General features: G+C 61.4%; 16 protein-coding genes and 1 other RNA gene. 5 read left to right on the top strand and 12 right to left on the bottom strand.

Annotation, left to right across the window (positions count from 1 at the left end):
• Positions 1-7 precede the first annotated feature (7 nt).
• Both AC1DJB_RS02540 and AC1DJB_RS02535 read left to right on the top strand, forming a co-directional pair.
• Complete coding sequence (locus AC1DJB_RS02540; RefSeq protein WP_253257134.1) at positions 8-388, top strand: hypothetical protein; 381 nt, start codon at positions 8-10, stop codon at positions 386-388.
• A 114-nt stretch (positions 389-502) separates the two neighbouring features.
• Positions 503-643, top strand: a complete 141-nt coding sequence (locus AC1DJB_RS02535; RefSeq protein WP_172465476.1) for a hypothetical protein — start codon at positions 503-505, stop codon at positions 641-643.
• Positions 644-709: 66 nt separating this feature from the next.
• Here AC1DJB_RS02535 and AC1DJB_RS02530 read toward each other — a convergent pair whose 3' ends face one another.
• Both AC1DJB_RS02530 and AC1DJB_RS02525 read right to left on the bottom strand, forming a co-directional pair.
• Entirely contained in the window at positions 710-1,708 is a 999-nt protein-coding gene (locus tag AC1DJB_RS02530) for a S1C family serine protease (protein WP_332601913.1), read from the bottom strand.
• 838 nt (positions 1,709-2,546) lie between these two features.
• Positions 2,547-5,054, bottom strand: coding sequence for a polysaccharide deacetylase family protein (locus AC1DJB_RS02525; RefSeq protein ID WP_332601914.1), 2,508 nt, complete (start codon positions 5,052-5,054; stop codon positions 2,547-2,549).
• Positions 5,055-5,452: 398 nt separating this feature from the next.
• Between AC1DJB_RS02525 and AC1DJB_RS02520 the strand changes: the two genes are divergently transcribed.
• From AC1DJB_RS02520 to AC1DJB_RS02510, 3 genes are read left to right on the top strand one after another with little or no spacing between them, the layout of a single operon-like run.
• A complete protein-coding gene (locus AC1DJB_RS02520; protein WP_441432660.1) occupies positions 5,453-6,505 on the top strand; it encodes a permease in 1,053 nt (350 codons plus the stop codon).
• A complete protein-coding gene (locus tag AC1DJB_RS02515) occupies positions 6,495-7,250 on the top strand; it encodes a TIGR03943 family putative permease subunit (protein WP_441432447.1) in 756 nt (251 codons plus the stop codon). Before AC1DJB_RS02520 ends, AC1DJB_RS02515 begins: the two co-directional genes overlap by 11 nt.
• Entirely contained in the window at positions 7,240-8,493 is a 1,254-nt protein-coding gene (locus AC1DJB_RS02510) for a hypothetical protein (protein WP_441432448.1), read from the top strand. Before AC1DJB_RS02515 ends, AC1DJB_RS02510 begins: the two co-directional genes overlap by 11 nt.
• 130 nt (positions 8,494-8,623) lie before the next feature.
• On the opposite strand, the gene ssrA is transcribed toward AC1DJB_RS02510, so the two are convergent.
• From ssrA to AC1DJB_RS02460, 10 genes are all read right to left on the bottom strand, one after another.
• Positions 8,624-8,992: a transfer-messenger RNA gene (gene ssrA / locus AC1DJB_RS02505) on the bottom strand.
• Between the two features lie 147 nt (positions 8,993-9,139).
• On the bottom strand, positions 9,140-9,610 hold the full coding sequence (gene smpB, locus AC1DJB_RS02500) for an SsrA-binding protein SmpB (RefSeq protein WP_028264808.1): 471 nt from the start codon (positions 9,608-9,610) through the stop codon (positions 9,140-9,142).
• A gap of 64 nt (positions 9,611-9,674) precedes the next feature.
• On the bottom strand, positions 9,675-11,066 hold the full coding sequence (locus tag AC1DJB_RS02495) for a peptidoglycan DD-metalloendopeptidase family protein (protein ID WP_441432449.1): 1,392 nt from the start codon (positions 11,064-11,066) through the stop codon (positions 9,675-9,677).
• Between the two features lie 38 nt (positions 11,067-11,104).
• Positions 11,105-12,019: a permease-like cell division protein FtsX gene (ftsX, locus tag AC1DJB_RS02490; protein WP_059387584.1), complete on the bottom strand. Its 915-nt coding sequence runs from the start codon at positions 12,017-12,019 to the stop codon at positions 11,105-11,107.
• A complete protein-coding gene (ftsE, locus tag AC1DJB_RS02485) occupies positions 12,016-12,780 on the bottom strand; it encodes a cell division ATP-binding protein FtsE (RefSeq protein ID WP_059387583.1) in 765 nt (254 codons plus the stop codon). The genes ftsX and ftsE overlap by 4 nt, the downstream gene beginning before the upstream one ends.
• A 170-nt stretch (positions 12,781-12,950) precedes the next feature.
• Positions 12,951-14,066 carry a peptide chain release factor 2 gene (prfB, locus tag AC1DJB_RS02480; protein ID WP_284988451.1) on the bottom strand — a complete coding sequence of 372 codons (1,116 nt, stop codon included), beginning with the start codon at positions 14,064-14,066 and terminating at the stop codon, positions 12,951-12,953.
• Between the two features lie 67 nt (positions 14,067-14,133).
• Entirely contained in the window at positions 14,134-14,544 is a 411-nt protein-coding gene (locus AC1DJB_RS02475; RefSeq protein WP_059387582.1) for a pilus assembly protein TadG-related protein, read from the bottom strand.
• Positions 14,545-14,609: 65 nt separating this feature from the next.
• On the bottom strand, positions 14,610-15,002 hold the full coding sequence (locus AC1DJB_RS02470) for a hypothetical protein (protein WP_441432450.1): 393 nt from the start codon (positions 15,000-15,002) through the stop codon (positions 14,610-14,612).
• A 121-nt stretch (positions 15,003-15,123) separates the two neighbouring features.
• Positions 15,124-15,546, bottom strand: coding sequence for a TadE family protein (locus AC1DJB_RS02465; RefSeq protein WP_441432451.1), 423 nt, complete (start codon positions 15,544-15,546; stop codon positions 15,124-15,126).
• Between the two features lie 4 nt (positions 15,547-15,550).
• Positions 15,551-15,814: a hypothetical protein gene (locus AC1DJB_RS02460; RefSeq protein WP_307053579.1), complete on the bottom strand. Its 264-nt coding sequence runs from the start codon at positions 15,812-15,814 to the stop codon at positions 15,551-15,553.
• Between the last annotated feature and the right edge of the window lie 69 nt (positions 15,815-15,883).

Genomic DNA, 15,883 nt, shown 5'->3' with positions numbered 1-15,883 from the left:
TCGTTGAATGGTGATTAGCAGACGTGACGCCGCACTGGCCCTTGATATTTCGATGGAAATGGCCCAACGCCACGGCATCCCCTCCAGGCTTTCACAAGCCGAGCTGAACGAACTGCAAGACAATCCGCCCCAGTGGCTCGTCCAATCCCGCGCCAACCGCACCGGCAAGCGCCCTGTCTGGGTCCACTTGAGCTGCGTCGTGTGCGGCTACACAGAGGCCGCGCGTCCCAAGAAATGGTGGCCGGAGTTCACCTACGTCTTCTGTGGCCACCACCGGAACAGCGAGGTTCCCGGAATCCTGCCCGGCGAAGTCCGCAGCGAGTACGAAGGAATCGGCTCCCGGTTCGTGGGCGTCGTGGACGTCCCGGCTCCGAAGGCTGGCCACTAGGCCGTCCGGCTGTCGGTTGATTTCGGGTGAAACAGGCGTAGCTTACAAGGAGAGGGCCTTTCAGGACCCTCTTTGCAGGATCTGCAGGGAAGATCCGTAGTTAGGGAGCATGACATGCCTGACAAAGCGCCTCACCAGCACGAGACGAAGAAGAGCATCAAGTCCATCAAGGAGAAACGGGCAGTGAAGCGTGCCAAGCACGAATCCGACGCCGCAGTGGATCCGGTGGCCCATTTGAGGATGCGGAAGAAGTAGCAAAAAAGCCGGAGCCAGCTTGGCTCCGGCTTTTTCGCGGACTGGCTCCATCAGGTCCGCGGCTCCTCATGAATCCGCGTCAGTCATTTCACTGGGAACTGCCACAATTGCGTGGATTTTTCCGTCCCGGAGGACCGTCAGGAAGAACGGCTCCCCGATGGCCTGCGAAAACAAGAGTTTTTGAAGGCTCTCGGCACTGGATACGGCCCGCGACTGAGCACTGAGCACAAGGTCGCCCGCGAGCAGTCCTGCCCGCTCCGCGGGAGATTCGGCGATGACTTCCACCACCCGCAGCGCTTCCTTCTGGCCTGTCCGGATCACCGCACTCGCGTCCAACGGAATAGGGGTGCTCACCAAGCCAAGGTATGCCCGGCGGACCCGGCCGTCCTTCAACAGGGCGGCGATGATCCGCTGGGTGGTGGTGTTGATGGGCACTGCGAGTCCGAGGCCCAAACCGGCCACGGCGGTGTTGATTCCCACAATCCGCCCTTTGGCGTCGGCCAGGGCTCCCCCGGAATTGCCTGGATTCAACGCAGCGTCGGTCTGGATGACGTCCTCGATGACCCTGCTGTGCCGTCCGGACCTGACCGGGATGGAGCGCCCGAGCCCGCTGACGACGCCTGCGGTCACTGATCCTGCCAGCCCCAGCGGGTTGCCCACGGCAATCACCAATTGGCCTACGTGCAGCGACTCCGCGTTGCCCAGGATGGCCGGCGGCGGCGTGTGGCGCCCGCGGACAATGGCGAGATCAGACAAAGGATCCGCACCGACGAGTTCGACGTCGGTGTGGGTTCCGTCAGCGAAGATTGCCCGCCCGGAGCGGAGACCCGAGACCACGTGGGCGTTGGTCAGCATGTAGCCGTCCCCCGTGAACACGACAGCCGATCCGCTTCCAATCCTGACTTGGCCGTTCCTGCGGGCGCTGCTCATCTCCAAAGCTGCAACATGCGGCGTGACCGTCTCTGCGACGTGCATCACTGTCCGCGAGTAGGCGTCCAAGGCTTCGTCATCTGACGGGGCGTCAGGGATGTCCTCGGGAAAAACTTGTTCCGGCAACGTACTCATCGTGCACCTCCTGTAACCGGTGGTGTCTATATCAACGAATACGCTGCTTCGGTTAGTCCGTTCCGTCCTACGCCGTGGGTGAACTCTGCCACTGCACGCCGACACGGTGAGTGCCGCCGTCGTTACCTTCTTTGAACTGGTTAACAACCACACTCGACGGACCGCAACAGCGGTCGCGTACGAATCCCCGAAAACAAGTAGGGACCACTCAAGACGGCAACCGCCCGCAGTCCTATGGTGTCGGTCAGCGTCCATGCGACAACAGATGGGCGGATTGCAACGACTGGGCTCAGACCGGCGAGGGGTCGCAGCCAATAAGGCAAGGGGGCTTGCTGAATGGACTACCCACAGTTCAAAAACCGGGGTCGGTGCATCGCCTACGCAAACCATCAGGAGAAAGACTGACTCCTCAGCGGGCCCGCCTTCCGGCCTAGGCAGGCAGGGCAACGGCCTTTCGTAGTACAAGCGGGACGCAGCCGACGGGCTGAGATTGGGGCGAACGTGGACGGGCAACAATGGATTTGGGTCGTGATGGTCCTCATCGGAGCCGCAGTGGTAGCCGTTGTGATGGTCTTTGGACACCGGCGACTGAGGCTGGTTGATCGCAAGAGCACTGCCAAACATCGCAACGGGGAACCTGGAAGTTCAACGGACAACGTCGAGAACTCGGATGACGAGCCCGCGGCCCGAAGTCCGAACCATTAAGATCACCCGGGAATGGAACGTCGAATCTTCGGCGGGATCACGATCCGAGGCAAAGAAGCACAACGTCAAATAAAAACACCCCGGTCCGAAGACCGGGGTGTTTTCAGTGAGACGGTTTGTTCGTGCGCCGTGGTTAGAGGAAGTAACCCGAGACATCCGCAATGAGTTGGGCGGTGCCGCCGGAGCGATTGTACAGATTGACCTTGCCATCCGGTCCAATTGGAATGGTGACGCTGTTGGGGACAATCTGGCCGGTGGCGTAGTTCAGATTCGACGCGTTCGGGAGTGCCGCCCCGGAGGGATAGGCCGTGACAAAACCGAAGGACGTCGAGTTGGCCACCGTAAGGTTGAAAATCGTCGCAGCGGCAGTAGCTGGGACTCCGCCCACGCCACCCACCTGGAAGGAGATTGTTCCGTCCCCTGCCACCGCCGTGGCGTTCCTTGTATCAAGGAACCTCGTTGGGGCGATCGGCTCGAACGTACCCGGGAGCGTTGCTACGCCCGACAGGTAATATCCCGAGACGTCGACGATCAATTGCGCAGTGCCACTGGACTGGTTGTACAGTATGACCTTGCCGTCCGCTCCGACCGGGACCGTCACCCTGTTCGGGACGATTTGCCCGGTGGCGTAGTTCAGGTTGGATGCATTTGGCCTCAGGGTTCCCGAGGCATAGGCGGCAACAAACCCGAATGACGTCGAGTTCGCGACCGTCAGGTTGAAGGTCACGGCCGACACGTTTGCCGGGACTCCGCTCACTCCCCCAACCTGGACCGAAACGGTGCCGTTCGGAGCCACGGGCGTTGGGGTGTTCCTGGTATCAAGGAACCTGGTTGGCGCGATCGGCTGGAATGCGCCTGCGGCGGCCGCTGTTCCTGCGACGTAGTACCCGGAAACGTCTGCTATCAGTTGTGCCGTGCCGCTGGACCGGTTGTACAGCGTGACCTTGCCGTCGGCCCCGACCGGAACCGTGACGCTATTCGGGATAATTTGTCCCGTGTCATAATTCAGGTTCGATGCGTTAGGTCTCACGGTGCCGGAGGCGTAGGCCGTGACGAACCCGAATGAGGTTGAGTTCGCGACCGTCAGGTTGAACGTCACCGCGGCGATGCTTGCCGGTATTCCGTTCACTCCAGCGACCTGGAATGAGACGGTCCCGTCGGGAGCCACCGGGCCGCTGCTGGTCCTCGTGTCGAGCAAGCGCATCGGGGTCAACGGCTCGAACGCGCCGGGCGGCAATACTGCTTCCGTCAGGCTGTAGTCATCGGTAACCAGTGTTCCCAGGCTGGTAAGGGTCAGTGCCATGGTCATGGCGGTGGCGCCGGCAGGCACGGGTGGAGAGGTATAGGTGACCTGGGTGTAGGCCGCGGAGGCAGGATAGAGCGGACTCGACGTCCAATACTGCCAGTTGCCCTGACCCAGCCTGTAGTAGAGCTCGAATTGGGTATTCGCCGTCGAGTTGTACCAGGCCGACATCGTGTATCTCTTGCCCGGCGTCACGGTCGGGGTGCATTGGCCCGTATCAAGCGGTGGCAATATTTTGGCATCACCGTCCAGGTAGGTGGTCATGACCAGTTGTTCGGCGGCAGTCCCGGTGTGGGCCCCGGTTACCGTGCTGTAGGTGTAGGTGTTGTTGCCGTAGCCTCCCGGAACCCAGCACGAAGGCGCCCCTCCGGCGACGGGGCCGGCGGTCTCAAAACCGGGATTGCGGAGAAGATTTCCGGAGGTGATGGGCGCCGGCGGCGGCGGCCCGGCCGGGTTGGTCTTGACAGTGCCGCCGATCACTTGGTCGACGGTCTTGACAATGATCCGGCCTGCGGCTTGCTCGGCCACCAGGAAGTCAATGAGGGCATTGAAGTTTGCGGTGCTCACGTTGAGCGGATTGTTCGCGATGTTGATGTGGTGGAAGGTGTATTGCATCCAGCCGCCGCCGGGCTCGGCTTTGAGGGTCAGGTCCTTCAGGTTCTGAAGTGTCCACGTGCTGTCGATCTGGTCCGGTGCCTTCGTCAGATATGGGTCGGCTGGCGGCATGGTTTCGGAGAGCGGCATGCCGGCCGATGCGGGGATCTGGCTTGCAATGTCACCCAATCCACGGGCGCTGTTGTAGCCGCAACTTTGGACAATCGTCTCTATGGCCGGGGTGGACGAGGCATAGGGGTACGCAAAGTTCGTTACGCGCAACCCCATGTTCGTCAGGTTTGTGCGGTCATCGCAAACCTGACGGGTAACCTCACCCGCGTCAGCCTGGGCGAGGTCGGGGTGGGTCACCGTGTGCCCCCCGATCTCGTTACCCGCTGCCTGAAGCGCGAGTGCCTGAGCAGTCGTCATGTGCAGGGAGTCAGAGTTCAGGAAGCCTGACGGAGTGAAGAATGTTCCGTGAAGGCCCTTCGAATTCATGTAGGCAGCGGCTGCCATCTGATCCACGTGGGCGTCATCAAAAGTAAGGGTCACAGTGACGAGGCTTGCCGCCTGGGCTGCCGGCGCCAGCAGGACCGCGTTGAAGAATGTCGCAAGGACAAGCACCACTGTGCCGATGGCCGTGGCTGCGGTGCCACGGGACTTGAGAATTTTCCACCACTCGAGTATTTTCCACGGCTGGCCCCGCTCGGGCACTGAGGCAACCGTCCACCGGTCTGCCCCCACAGAAGTATTTTGGACTGGCGCGTCATTCTGCCTTGATCGTTTCATAGGACCGAACTCGTTTCACAAATGCGGTTCGTCCCCCATGTCCTGCCCGGATATGGCCCGAACGAAACCGGAACGGGCATTCTCACTGCCGGCCACCCACACCCACAAGTGATCGACCCTCCCCAAAATACTGTCGTTCCCACACAGCGACTTGAGTGTCGGCTACCTGTCTTTCGGACACGCCACTCGGTTTCGTCCGGGTCTCCCGCGCAGCGAGTAGCGGAGCTCTGCCCGGTTCGGAAACCGGCAGGGCTGACAGGCTAGTCGCGAACGTGAGCGGCGTGTACAGTCGGTTTTCGCAGCCCCTTCCGGTGTCCCCGACCGGGTCCGAGGAGTAAGGAGTGACTGTGACGCTGCCTGCAGTCGACAAACGCGAACAGCCGGGACGCGAGCACGGAAGTCCGTCACGTGCTTTCACGTCGAAGTCTGCCGCCGGTCTCATCGTCGGGCTCGCCCTCATTGCACTGTTCGCGGCCGTCCGGGTGCTGGCATCATCAACGCCGGAGGTCTTTGCTCTACCCAACGCTGCCCGCGACTTCGCCACACTGTCGATCAGCGTCGTCGTCGAGTCCCTGCCGTTCGTTTTCCTCGGGATCGTCCTCTCGATCGCTGTCCAGGTCTGGCTGCCGGAGGGCATGCTGCTCCGCCGCCTGCCGCGGAGCCCGGTGCTGCGGAGGCTCGTCCTGTCGCTTTTGGGAATGCTGCTGCCTGTTTGCGAATGCGGCAATGTTCCGCTTGCCCGGGGTCTGGTGGTCAACGGCCTGACGGTTGCGGAATCGATGACTTTCCTGTTCGCGGCACCCATCCTGAACCCCGTCACCATCGTCACCACCGCGCAGGCGTTTGGTTGGGACAACGGCATCCTGGCCTCCCGTGTCCTGGGCGGCTTCTTCATCGCCAACCTTGTCGGTTGGATCTACAGCCGGCATCCGCGGCCAGGTGAGCTGCTGACCGCCCGGTTCCAGGAGACATGTTCAATAGCAGACCACCACGCCGGCTCTACCGGAAGGATCAGGCGCAGCGTGCAGATGTTCGCCCAGGAGACACGCGCAATGATGCCTGCACTGTTTGTTGGTGCAGGCATGGCGGGGCTGATCCAAGTTGCCGTTTCCCGCGAAGTGCTGGTCGCCTTGGGTAGCAACCCGGTCTGGTCTGTCTTGGCATTGATGGTGTTGGCTTTCGTCGTTGCGATCTGCTCAAACGTGGATGCCTTCTTTATCCTGTCTTTCGGAGCAACCTTCATGCCGGGGGGCATTGTGGCTTTCCTCGTCTTCGGGCCCATGATCGACGTGAAAATGCTCGCCCTGATGCGCACCACGTTCACCGCGAAAACCCTCCTTCAGCTCAGCCTGCTGGTGGCACTTTGCGCGGCGGTCCTCGGATTGGCGGTCAACTATGGTCATTAGGCGGCTCGTGGGCCAGTGGCAGGGCGTGGTCCTCAGCCTGATCGGCCTCATCGCAACGATCTGGCTGGGCGTGTCAGGGCAGCTTGCCTTGTATATCCATCCGCGGTATTTCGTGTTCACGGTCATCATGGCCGTGATCGCAGGAGTACTTGCCCTCGCGGCCTTCGCCTTCGCTCCCGGCACCCAAGACGGGCACGAGCACACCGATGAGCCCGGTTCGCGATGGGGCTGGCTGTGGCCGGTCGGAAGCGTGCTGACCATCATCGCCGCCGTCGTCGCCTTACTCGTCCTGCCGCCGTCGACCCTTACGACTGCCACCGTGGCACAACGGGACCTCAACGGTTCGGCATCCGCCCTGACACTGAAAGCACCCGCACTGCCCGGCAAGGGAGACTACTCCGCTTTCACGGTGAGGGACTGGGCATCGTTGCTCCGCTCCGGCGCGGGGCAGGACTTTTTTGCCGACAAGACCGCCACCGTGACCGGGTTCATCAGCGCGGACAAGACAGATCCAAACGTCTTCTTCGTGACCCGTTTCGTGGTGACCTGCTGCGCCGTTGACGCCCAGCCGATCGGCGTTCCCGTCTATCACCCCGGCTGGCAGAACGAGTACAAAACCGACAGCTGGGTCACGGTCACCAGCAGCTTTCGCGCCAACCCCAATGCGGCCAGTCGTGAGTCAATTGTTCTGATACCGGACTCCATCAAGCCCACCACCCAGCCGGCACAGCCCTATGTCTACTAAGCGCCGTCCCGTCTCAGCCAAGCGGGCCGCGGCCATTGCTGCCGCAGCAGAGCTACTGGCCGGACGCCGTTTTGCCCGGCGCCTCTACGGCGCCATCGCGATCCTTGCCGTCCTTGCCGGCGGGTTGACCGTAGCAAACCTTTCGAAGCTACCGCACCCCCATTCCACTTCGGCCCTGGCCCGCTCGGCCACTCCGGCCGCCTTCTCGCTGTACACCCTCCAGAGGGACACCGGCAAAGACAACTCAGGCCTGAAGAAGCCGGACACCATCCTCGGCTCAAGCCTCTCCGGAAGCGATCAGGGCACCGTCATTCTCAGTGCCCCCCGCATCCAGGAGTATGCTGCCCTGCCGTCCGCCCTCGCCGTCGTCACCGTCAACGATGACAACACCAGCTCACTTGAGATGGTCCCGCTCACCGGCGGCCCACCGTCGCTCGTTCCTTTGCCAAGCCTCGGGACGGTGGCCAACCTTCACGCGGCAGGATCCAATCACCTCATAGGCTTCACGTTCACCGCTTCTTCTGCCACTGGCCAGTACTGGAAAACGCTCTTTGTCTACGACGTCGACAAACCGTCGTCCGCTCCGTGGGCTGTCCAGGGCATCCACGGTCCGGTCACTGCGACGGACTGGCGCTTTGTTCCCGGCGCCGCCACCTTGGTGGCGCAGGCAGACGACCAATCCATCTTCCTCATCGATCCGCTCGACTCCGGCAAGGTGTCCCCTTTGGGCACGCATGCCGGAATCCTCGGATTCCCCGGGACGAACGAGCTTGCGGTGAGCGACCCGGGGCTGAAGGTGGGCGTCGACCCGCCACGGTATTCGACCATCAATCTCTCCAACGGTGCGCTCACGCCGGCGACCCTCGCGGGAGGCGCCGCCCCGGAGAACAACCAAAGCGCCACGACCACCGTGGGCCAGCCCGTGGTCCTCGACGGTTCGGGGCAGTTTGCGCAGGTGGTGAGAAAGTTCGACGCCGGAAAGGAGACCTCATTGGTCAATCTCACCGACCGGAACGGATCGCGCGTGCTCTACCGGCCTGACGCTGCCTGGTCGCGCATCCTGGACACCTGCGTCTCACCGGCCAGCGACTACCTCGCCGTCGAAACAGCGGCACCCCAATATGCGGGCGACCAATACCCGGTCCGCCCCGAACCGACTCCCATGCGGACAGACCTCGTGGACTTGAAATCGGGCACTGTCGTGAAAAGCGTTCCCGGTTTCCTCCCCAGTTGGTGCGGGTGAACATACCCGGGCAACGGCCGGCCATCGTGGTCTGATGCTCCCGCGGGCAAAGAAAAACACCCCGGTCCGAAGACCGGGGTGTTACCGATGACCCGACTCATCCATGAAGGATGTCTCGACTCATCACAAAAAGTGGAGATGGGGGGAATTGAACCCCCGTCCGATGTCGTGTTGTCAGGGCTTCTCCGGGCGCAGTTCGCGTCGGACTTTCTCGGCCCCAGCTATCCTGCGAACAAGTAGCTGATCCGGGCCCAGTCATCTAAGAGTCCCGCTTGCCTCGATGACGAAGGCAAACAGCAGTGGCTATCTAAATGACGCCAGGATCCGGGGCAATAGCAACCTCGGGCTGACGGACTGTCTTACTGCTTAGGCAGCAAGAGCGAAGTCAGTGCGCTTAGAATTGGCACTTATTGGTTTGCAGACAGCGTTTACGAGATAATTCTGCATCCTCGGCCCGCTTCACCTGTCGCGACTAACATCGTCGAAACCGATCATCCCCGTATTTTGTTATCAATCCCCGCAGGACAACGACCGCCCGAAAACGACCACCTAAAAACCTGCCGGGTTAATCATCATAACGCATCGCGGCACCCGAACATTCCGGGACACGCTTTGGCTGCCTACCCGCGTGGCGGCCTGGGGGAAATCAACGGCGGTTGCGCTCGCGCAGTTCGCGGAGCGATTCGCGCTTGTCCTGCTGCTCACGCAGGGTCTGCCGCTTGTCGTAATCTTTCTTGCCTCGAGCCAAGGCGATCTCGACTTTGGCGCGTCCATCCAGGAAGTACAGCTGGAGCGGCACTACGGTCAGCCCGGTCTCGCGGATCTTGCCGGAGATCTTGTTGAGTTCCTCGCGGTGAAGCAACAGCTTCCGACGGCGGCGCGCGGCGTGGTTGGTCCAGCTCCCCTGGTTGTACTCAGGGATATGGATGCCCTCCATCCATAACTCGTCATTGTAGAAGGTGCAGAAACCGTCGACCATCGATGCATGGCCTTCACGCAGGGACTTTACTTCGGTTCCCATGAGGGCAATGCCGGCCTCATAGGTATCCAATATGTGGTAGTCATGCCGAGCCTTGCGATTGGTGGCCACTACCTTACGGCCACTTTCCTTGGGCACGGTAGAACTCCTTGGTTGTCGAAGAATCACACTAGTCTACGCCAGCAGATCCCTGTCGTGTGGGCTACAAAAGGTTCATCGGGTCAACAGCCTGCCCATTAACCCAGGTTTCAAAGTGCACGTGGCAACCGGTGGAGTTGCCCGTGGTACCTGAATAGGCAATGAGCTGACCTTGACTCACTTGCTGTCCGGAGGAAACCACCACGCTGGTGTTGTGGTAATAAACCGTGGTCAGGGAATCACCATTGATGACTCCGTGCGATATCTTGACACGGTTGCCACCGCCGTCGTTGCCCCAACCTGCAGAAAACACCGTGCCTGCAGCGGCTGCGTATACCGGCGTTCCGCAGGGGGCACCGAAGTCGATGCCCGTGTGCATATAGCCGCCCTGGCCGTAGAAATCGATGGTTCCAGGCGGCGTCGCACGCCAACCGAAGCCTGAGGTGATCGGGATGTTCGCAGGCACCGGGTGAATCAGGCCGAAGTTCGAGCGCGGGTTGCTCGCCGGTGGGACAAAAGGCTGCGGGGCTGCCTGGTTTTGCGCCTGGGCCGCGGCCGCCGCGGCTGCGGCGAGGCGCTGCTGTTCGGCCAACCAAGCTTCGCGCAGTTTACGGTCACGTTCCGAGATTTCCGCGGCGACGGCGTCCTGGTTCGCCTTCACTTGCTGGAGTTGGGCTTGGATCCCGGGTTTGACTGCTTGAAGCTGGGCGTTGAGACGAGTGGTGTCGGAGATGAGTTTGTCCACCTCCGCCTTCTTGGCAGCGGCGTCATCCCGGGCTGCCTTCTCACGCTCAAGTGCGGCGTCCGCCTTTGCCTTGAGATCGCGGATTTCCTGTTCGACGGCGGTGAGCCGGGCCTGGGAGTTCACGTTCGTCGCGCTCTGCTGCGTCAATTTCGTCATCGCGGCGTTCTGGCTGCGCATCGCTTGGTTGGCGAGGTCCATGGTTTCCGTGAGGTTGCCGCCGTCGTTCGATCCGAACAGCAAAGCGACGTTCGTTGGAACCCCTCCGGATTTATACGCCTGCGCCGCGATCTGGCCGATGAGCTTCTTGGTATCGGTGATCTTTTGCTTGTCGTTTTCCAGTTGCTGGGTGATCTGGGCTTTACTCTGCTGCGCCAGATCCACGCGGGCGGCCAAGGCATCAGCCTCCTTGACTGCTGTGGCAACCTTGCCCTGGGCTTCGAGGAGTGCCTGCTGCGCTCCCGGAAGCTGTCCTTGGTAGACCACAAGGTCGCCGGCCGCCTTGGCGATGTTGGCGTCGACGAATTCCAGCGACTGCTGCACACGCGCCGATTCCGCGTTGAGGGCAGCCTGTTGGTCATCGAGATTGTCAGCGTGCGCCCCGGGCGCGGTGCCGAGGCTCGCGGCGAGTGCAATGGCCAGCACGGAACCGGCGACCTTCGCCCGGCCGCTCACTTTGCGCAGCTGCAGCGCAGCCTGGTACTTCCGTGTCATCGGCTGTCCTGTTCGCCCGGGATCAGTGCTCTTCATGGCTAGACCTTGAGATATCGGCGGAGGGTCAGGAGCGACGATATCCCGGCCAGGCCACCGCCCAACGCTATCAGGACCGGCGCAATCACAAGTACCTGGGTCGAGGAAATAAACGGAGTGTTCAGGAACTGCCGCGACAAGTCTCCGTTGAGCCAGAACTGGGCCACCAGCCACAATGTGCCTGAGGCCAGGACTGCACCCACGACGGCGGCGATGACGCCCTCGAGGATGAACGGCAGTTGGATGACGGTCTTCGATGCTCCAACGAGGCGCATGATGCCTGTCTCCCGTCGCCGGCTGAACGCGGACAGCCTGATGGTCGTGGTGATAAGCAGGACTGCACAGAAGATCATGACTCCCGCCACCACCATTGCCGCCACAGAGGCACCGTTCATCCACTCAAAGATCCGTTCAAGGACCTGGCGCTGATCGCTCACGGTCTCCACCCCGGCCTGGGACGAGAACGTTTCGCTGATGATCTGGTACTTCTGGGGGTCCTTCATGTTGATTCGGAAAGACGAAGGAAGCTGGTCCTGGGTTACCGAATCAACGATCGGAGAGTTGGAGAACTGTTCCTTGAAGTGCTTGAACGCATCGGCTTGCGATTCGAACTGGTAGTCGGTGATGTACTGCTTGACAGCCGGCGAATCGAGCATTTTGGCCAGATTGGCCTGCTGCTCCTTGGTGACCGCACCCGAGGCACATCCGGTCGACGTCGAGGAGTCGTTGCAGAGGAAGATGGCGACCTGGACTTTGTCATACCAGTAGCCCTTCATCTGGTTGATCTGCATCTGCAGCATTCCGGCCGCACCAACAAAGGTGAGCGAGACAAAAGTCACCAGGACGACGGAAATCACCATTGACAGGTTCCGGCGCAGACCGCTGCCGATCTCGCCCAGGATAAAAGCGAGCCTCACTGCTGGACCCCCTGCGCGCGGTCGATTTCCGCATCGCTCGCGTCCTTCATCCGCCGGGACTCTCCCACTACCGGAATCATCGAGGTGTAGAGGGCCCTTGCCTCATCGCGGACCACCACTCCGTTCCGGAGCTCCACCACGCGCTTGCGCATCTCGTTCACAATGTCGTCGTCGTGCGTCGCCATGACCACAGTGGTGCCGTTCTGGTTGATCTTGTCGAGAACGCCCATAATGCCCATCGAGGTAATGGGGTCCAGGTTTCCGGTGGGTTCGTCCGCCAGCAGGATGCCGGGACGGTTGACGACGGCGCGGGCGATGGCCACGCGCTGCTGCTCACCACCGGACAGCTCATGCGGCATGCGACGTTCCTTGCCTTCAAGCCCAACAGTCTTCAGCACTTCCGGAACCGTCTCGCGGATGATGCTGCGGCTTTTTCCGATCACCTGCATGGCGAAGGCAACGTTGGCGAAGACATTCTTCTGCGGCAACAGGCGGAAGTCTTGGAAAACGACACCGATTCCGCGGCGAAGTTTGGGGACCCGCCAGCTTGAAATGTTGGCCACGTTCTGGCCCGCGACGTAGACGGAACCGGATGTTGCCCGGTCTTCCTTCAGAATGAGTCGTAGAAACGTCGACTTGCCGGAACCCGAGGCCCCGACGAGGAAGGTGAATTCTCCACGGTCAATCTCAAGGTTGACAGCATCCAGCGCCGGACGGGCATTGGGGTCGTAGACCTTGGTGACATTCTCAAATCGGATCATGACTCTTCAGAACCCCGCCGGACATGCCACGTTCGACCAGTCCAACCGCCAGCGCACGGGCTTTCATTGGGGGAAGTTGAGCGCCGGCTCTTCGACTATACGCACGCTCCGCGATGGAATCGCGGGCTTGGCGCGGTGTGTCGCCCAATCAAGTAATCAGCCCGGGCGCCTTATCCCTCGGCGTTGCGGTTACCTGTGCGCCAGCGAATCCCTGCGTCAATGAAGTCGTCGATGTCGCCGTCGAACACCGCAGACGTGTTGCCCACTTCGTGCTCAGTCCGCAAGTCTTTGACCATCTGGTACGGATTGAGCACATACGAACGCATCTGGTCCCCCCACGATGCCTTCACGTCACCTGCGAATGCCTTCTTCTCGGCATCTTCCTGCTCCTTTTTCAGGAGGAGGAGCCTTGATTGGAGCACGCGCATCGCGGCTGCGCGGTTCTGCAACTGGGACTTCTCGTTCTGCATGGAGACGACAATCCCTGTGGGGATATGGGTCAAACGTACTGCGGAGTCCGTCGTGTTGACGGACTGCCCGCCAGGGCCGGAAGAGCGGAAGACATCGACGCGGATCTCGTTGTCCGGAATGTCGATCGAGTCGGTCTGCTCAATGAGCGGGATGACTTCGACGGCGGCAAAGGACGTCTGTCGCCGTCCCTGGTTGTCGAACGGGCTGATCCGGACAAGCCGGTGCGTCCCGGCTTCGACGCTGAGGGTACCGAAAGCGTACGGCGCTTTGACCTCGAAAGTAGCCGATTTGAGGCCGGCCTCTTCGGCGTACGATGTGTCCATCACGGTAGTCGGGTAGCCATGGCGTTCTGCCCAGCGCAGGTACATGCGCATGAGCATTTCGGCGAAGTCCGCCGCATCAACACCGCCGGCGCCCGCACGAATCGTGACGACGGCCTCGCGTTCGTCGTATTCGCCCGAGAGCAGGGTAACCACTTCAAGTTCCTTGAGGGCCTTACGGATTGATTCGAGTTCCGTGGCCGCCTCCACCATGGAGGCGTCGTCGTCCTCGTCCTGGCCGAGCTCGACAAGGACCTCAAGATCGTCGATGCGGCCCGTCAGCCTGTTCAACCGTTCAAGCTCCGACTGCCGGTGGGACAACTTGGACGTAATTACCTGGGCGGCAGCTGGATCGTCCCAGAGGTTCGGTTCACCAGCCCGCTCGCTCAGTTCTGCGATCTCTTCCTTGAGCTTCTCGACATCGGAAACCTGTTCGATGGAGCGGTAAGTGGAGCGAAGCGCGCGGATTTCTGCGGGAAAGTCAATCTGAGCCATGGTTGTTCCAGAGTACGCCATCCGTTGACGGCCTTGGCACGGAGCCTGGACGTGTGACGCTTGAAAATCAGCGGGTCAGCCGGGAACGCGCAGTGGAACGGGCTTCGATCGGAACACCGTCGGGAAGCAGAAAGCTGACCACAGGCGGATGGGCAACCGCGCTGAGCACCACTTCGGCCGTGGTGTTGTCCGGACTCCCGGTACCCGGGCCGACGGCAAGTTGATCGAACCGTGAATGGGCGCCGTTTTGGCTGAGGTATGACTCGGTAATACCTCTTACCCGCGCGCTGTTGAGGACGGCCGACGGCGTTTCGGCGCCGCTGTCCACTTGGCCGAGGGCATAGCTGTCCGCGGCCGCCACAGAAGCTCCGTCCGCCACGGAGAGGAGCTTCTTATGTTCGATGTAGATGGCCGAGGCCGCAGCAACGACCGTTGCAAGCAATAACGCGACCACGACATAGCCGATGGTCAAGACCATCAAATGGCCGCCTTCCGCCTCTGATTTTCGGGATAGCAGGATGTCCGTCTTCGCGGGAAGACCTCTCACCGGAACCGCCCGACGATTTGCGTAGCCGACGCACTCAGATTCGCGGCGTCCAGATTCAGGGTGTCTCCAAAGGGCAGCATGGGCAACGGCACCGTGAGCTTGACCGTCACCGTCACCGCAGCGCCGGCGGACAGGCAATCGCCGCGGTCGCACGCGATGTCGACATTTGCCCGCTCCGCGGAATGGCCATAGTCGGCAAGGGCCAGAAGGGCAGCCTGTTCAGCGGCGACGCGCCCTTGGGAGGTGTCCTTCTGCATGACATAGACCTTGGCGGCTTGGTCCGCGGCCCCCACGACGGCGAAGGAGCCGCCCTGGATCTGTCCAATTGTGACGATGAAATAGACCACGGGAACCATGAGTAGGAGGGACAGGAGGATGAACTCGACCACCGCGCTTCCCGTTTCAGAGGCACACGGAGGGCCGGTAGGTTCCCGGCCCTCCGCCGCCGGCCCCTCCGCCGCCGGCAGGCAGACCACCTCCCTGAAGCGGGAGAGCGCTGCACGGCCAGGATCAACCCGAAGTCGCAGCATGGCCCCTCACCTCCAGCCCTGCTACGGGACCAATCAGTCCGATAACTGGCAATGGTGCACGGACTGTCACCTCCAAGGTGCGGATTCCCTGGGAGCTGGCCTCCGATGTCGAGATGTCCCGGGCAAAGTCCGCGTTGAGCGCCGTTCCGATCAGCTCTGCTGTGCGCTCACGGGCATCGGACGATGTCCTGTCGGCGAGAGTGCCGTAACGGGCTCCGGACGAGGCCGCATCAATGAGCGTATTGCGCACGTGCAATATGAGGGTCAGTTGAATGACAGCGAGGAAGAATACCGTCAACAGGCCGCCGACCAGCACAAAATCCACGACGGCGGAGCCGCGTTCATCGCCCCTGCCGACCCTCACGCCACTGCCATCTTCCGCTACCCGGCTGCGGAACGGCATGGACTTACTTTCCGACCTTGCTCATCGCCTGGTTGAAGAGTCCTTCCAGTGCCGGGCCGGCCAGCGCCAGCAGGCCCGCGACAAGTGCGGCGGACATCAGGGTGATCATGACCCAACCTGGTACATCGCCCCGCTCCGGATGATCGTCGTCGGGGACCGGACACTTGTGCAGGTTGGTTCCAAGCGCTGATCTGGACGACGGGAGTGTCCACAGCTGCCACAGCAAGAGTCCTGAAGCGGATAGGCCTTCGCGTCCGAGCTTTTTCATTTTCACCATTTCATCTTCCCCATTTCATCTTTCCCATTTCATCTTTCCCAATTCCTTATGCAGGAATCC

Source organism: Arthrobacter sp. 01T428 (assembly GCF_056398685.1).
The sequence above is the reverse complement of the archived record's forward strand: the minus strand, read 5'-3'. Positions and strand labels throughout refer to the sequence as shown.

Bases quoted from the DNA above. Each gene is read 5' to 3' on its own strand.
- AC1DJB_RS02540 (WP_253257134.1), top strand. From the start codon at position 8: ATGGTGATTAGCAGACGTGACGCCGCACTGGCCCTTGATATTTCGATG.
- AC1DJB_RS02535 (WP_172465476.1), top strand. From the start codon at position 503: ATGCCTGACAAAGCGCCTCACCAGCACGAGACGAAGAAGAGCATCAAG.
- AC1DJB_RS02530 (WP_332601913.1), bottom strand. From the start codon at position 1,708: ATGAGTACGTTGCCGGAACAAGTTTTTCCCGAGGACATCCCTGACGCC.
- AC1DJB_RS02515 (WP_441432447.1), top strand. From the start codon at position 6,495: ATGGTCATTAGGCGGCTCGTGGGCCAGTGGCAGGGCGTGGTCCTCAGC.
- AC1DJB_RS02510 (WP_441432448.1), top strand. From the start codon at position 7,240: ATGTCTACTAAGCGCCGTCCCGTCTCAGCCAAGCGGGCCGCGGCCATT.
- AC1DJB_RS02495 (WP_441432449.1), bottom strand. From the start codon at position 11,066: ATGACACGGAAGTACCAGGCTGCGCTGCAGCTGCGCAAAGTGAGCGGC.
- ftsE (WP_059387583.1), bottom strand. From the start codon at position 12,780: ATGATCCGATTTGAGAATGTCACCAAGGTCTACGACCCCAATGCCCGT.
- prfB (WP_284988451.1), bottom strand. From the start codon at position 14,066: ATGGCTCAGATTGACTTTCCCGCAGAAATCCGCGCGCTTCGCTCCACT.
- AC1DJB_RS02475 (WP_059387582.1), bottom strand. From the start codon at position 14,544: ATGGTCTTGACCATCGGCTATGTCGTGGTCGCGTTATTGCTTGCAACG.
- AC1DJB_RS02465 (WP_441432451.1), bottom strand. From the start codon at position 15,546: ATGCCGTTCCGCAGCCGGGTAGCGGAAGATGGCAGTGGCGTGAGGGTC.
- AC1DJB_RS02460 (WP_307053579.1), bottom strand. From the start codon at position 15,814: ATGAAAAAGCTCGGACGCGAAGGCCTATCCGCTTCAGGACTCTTGCTG.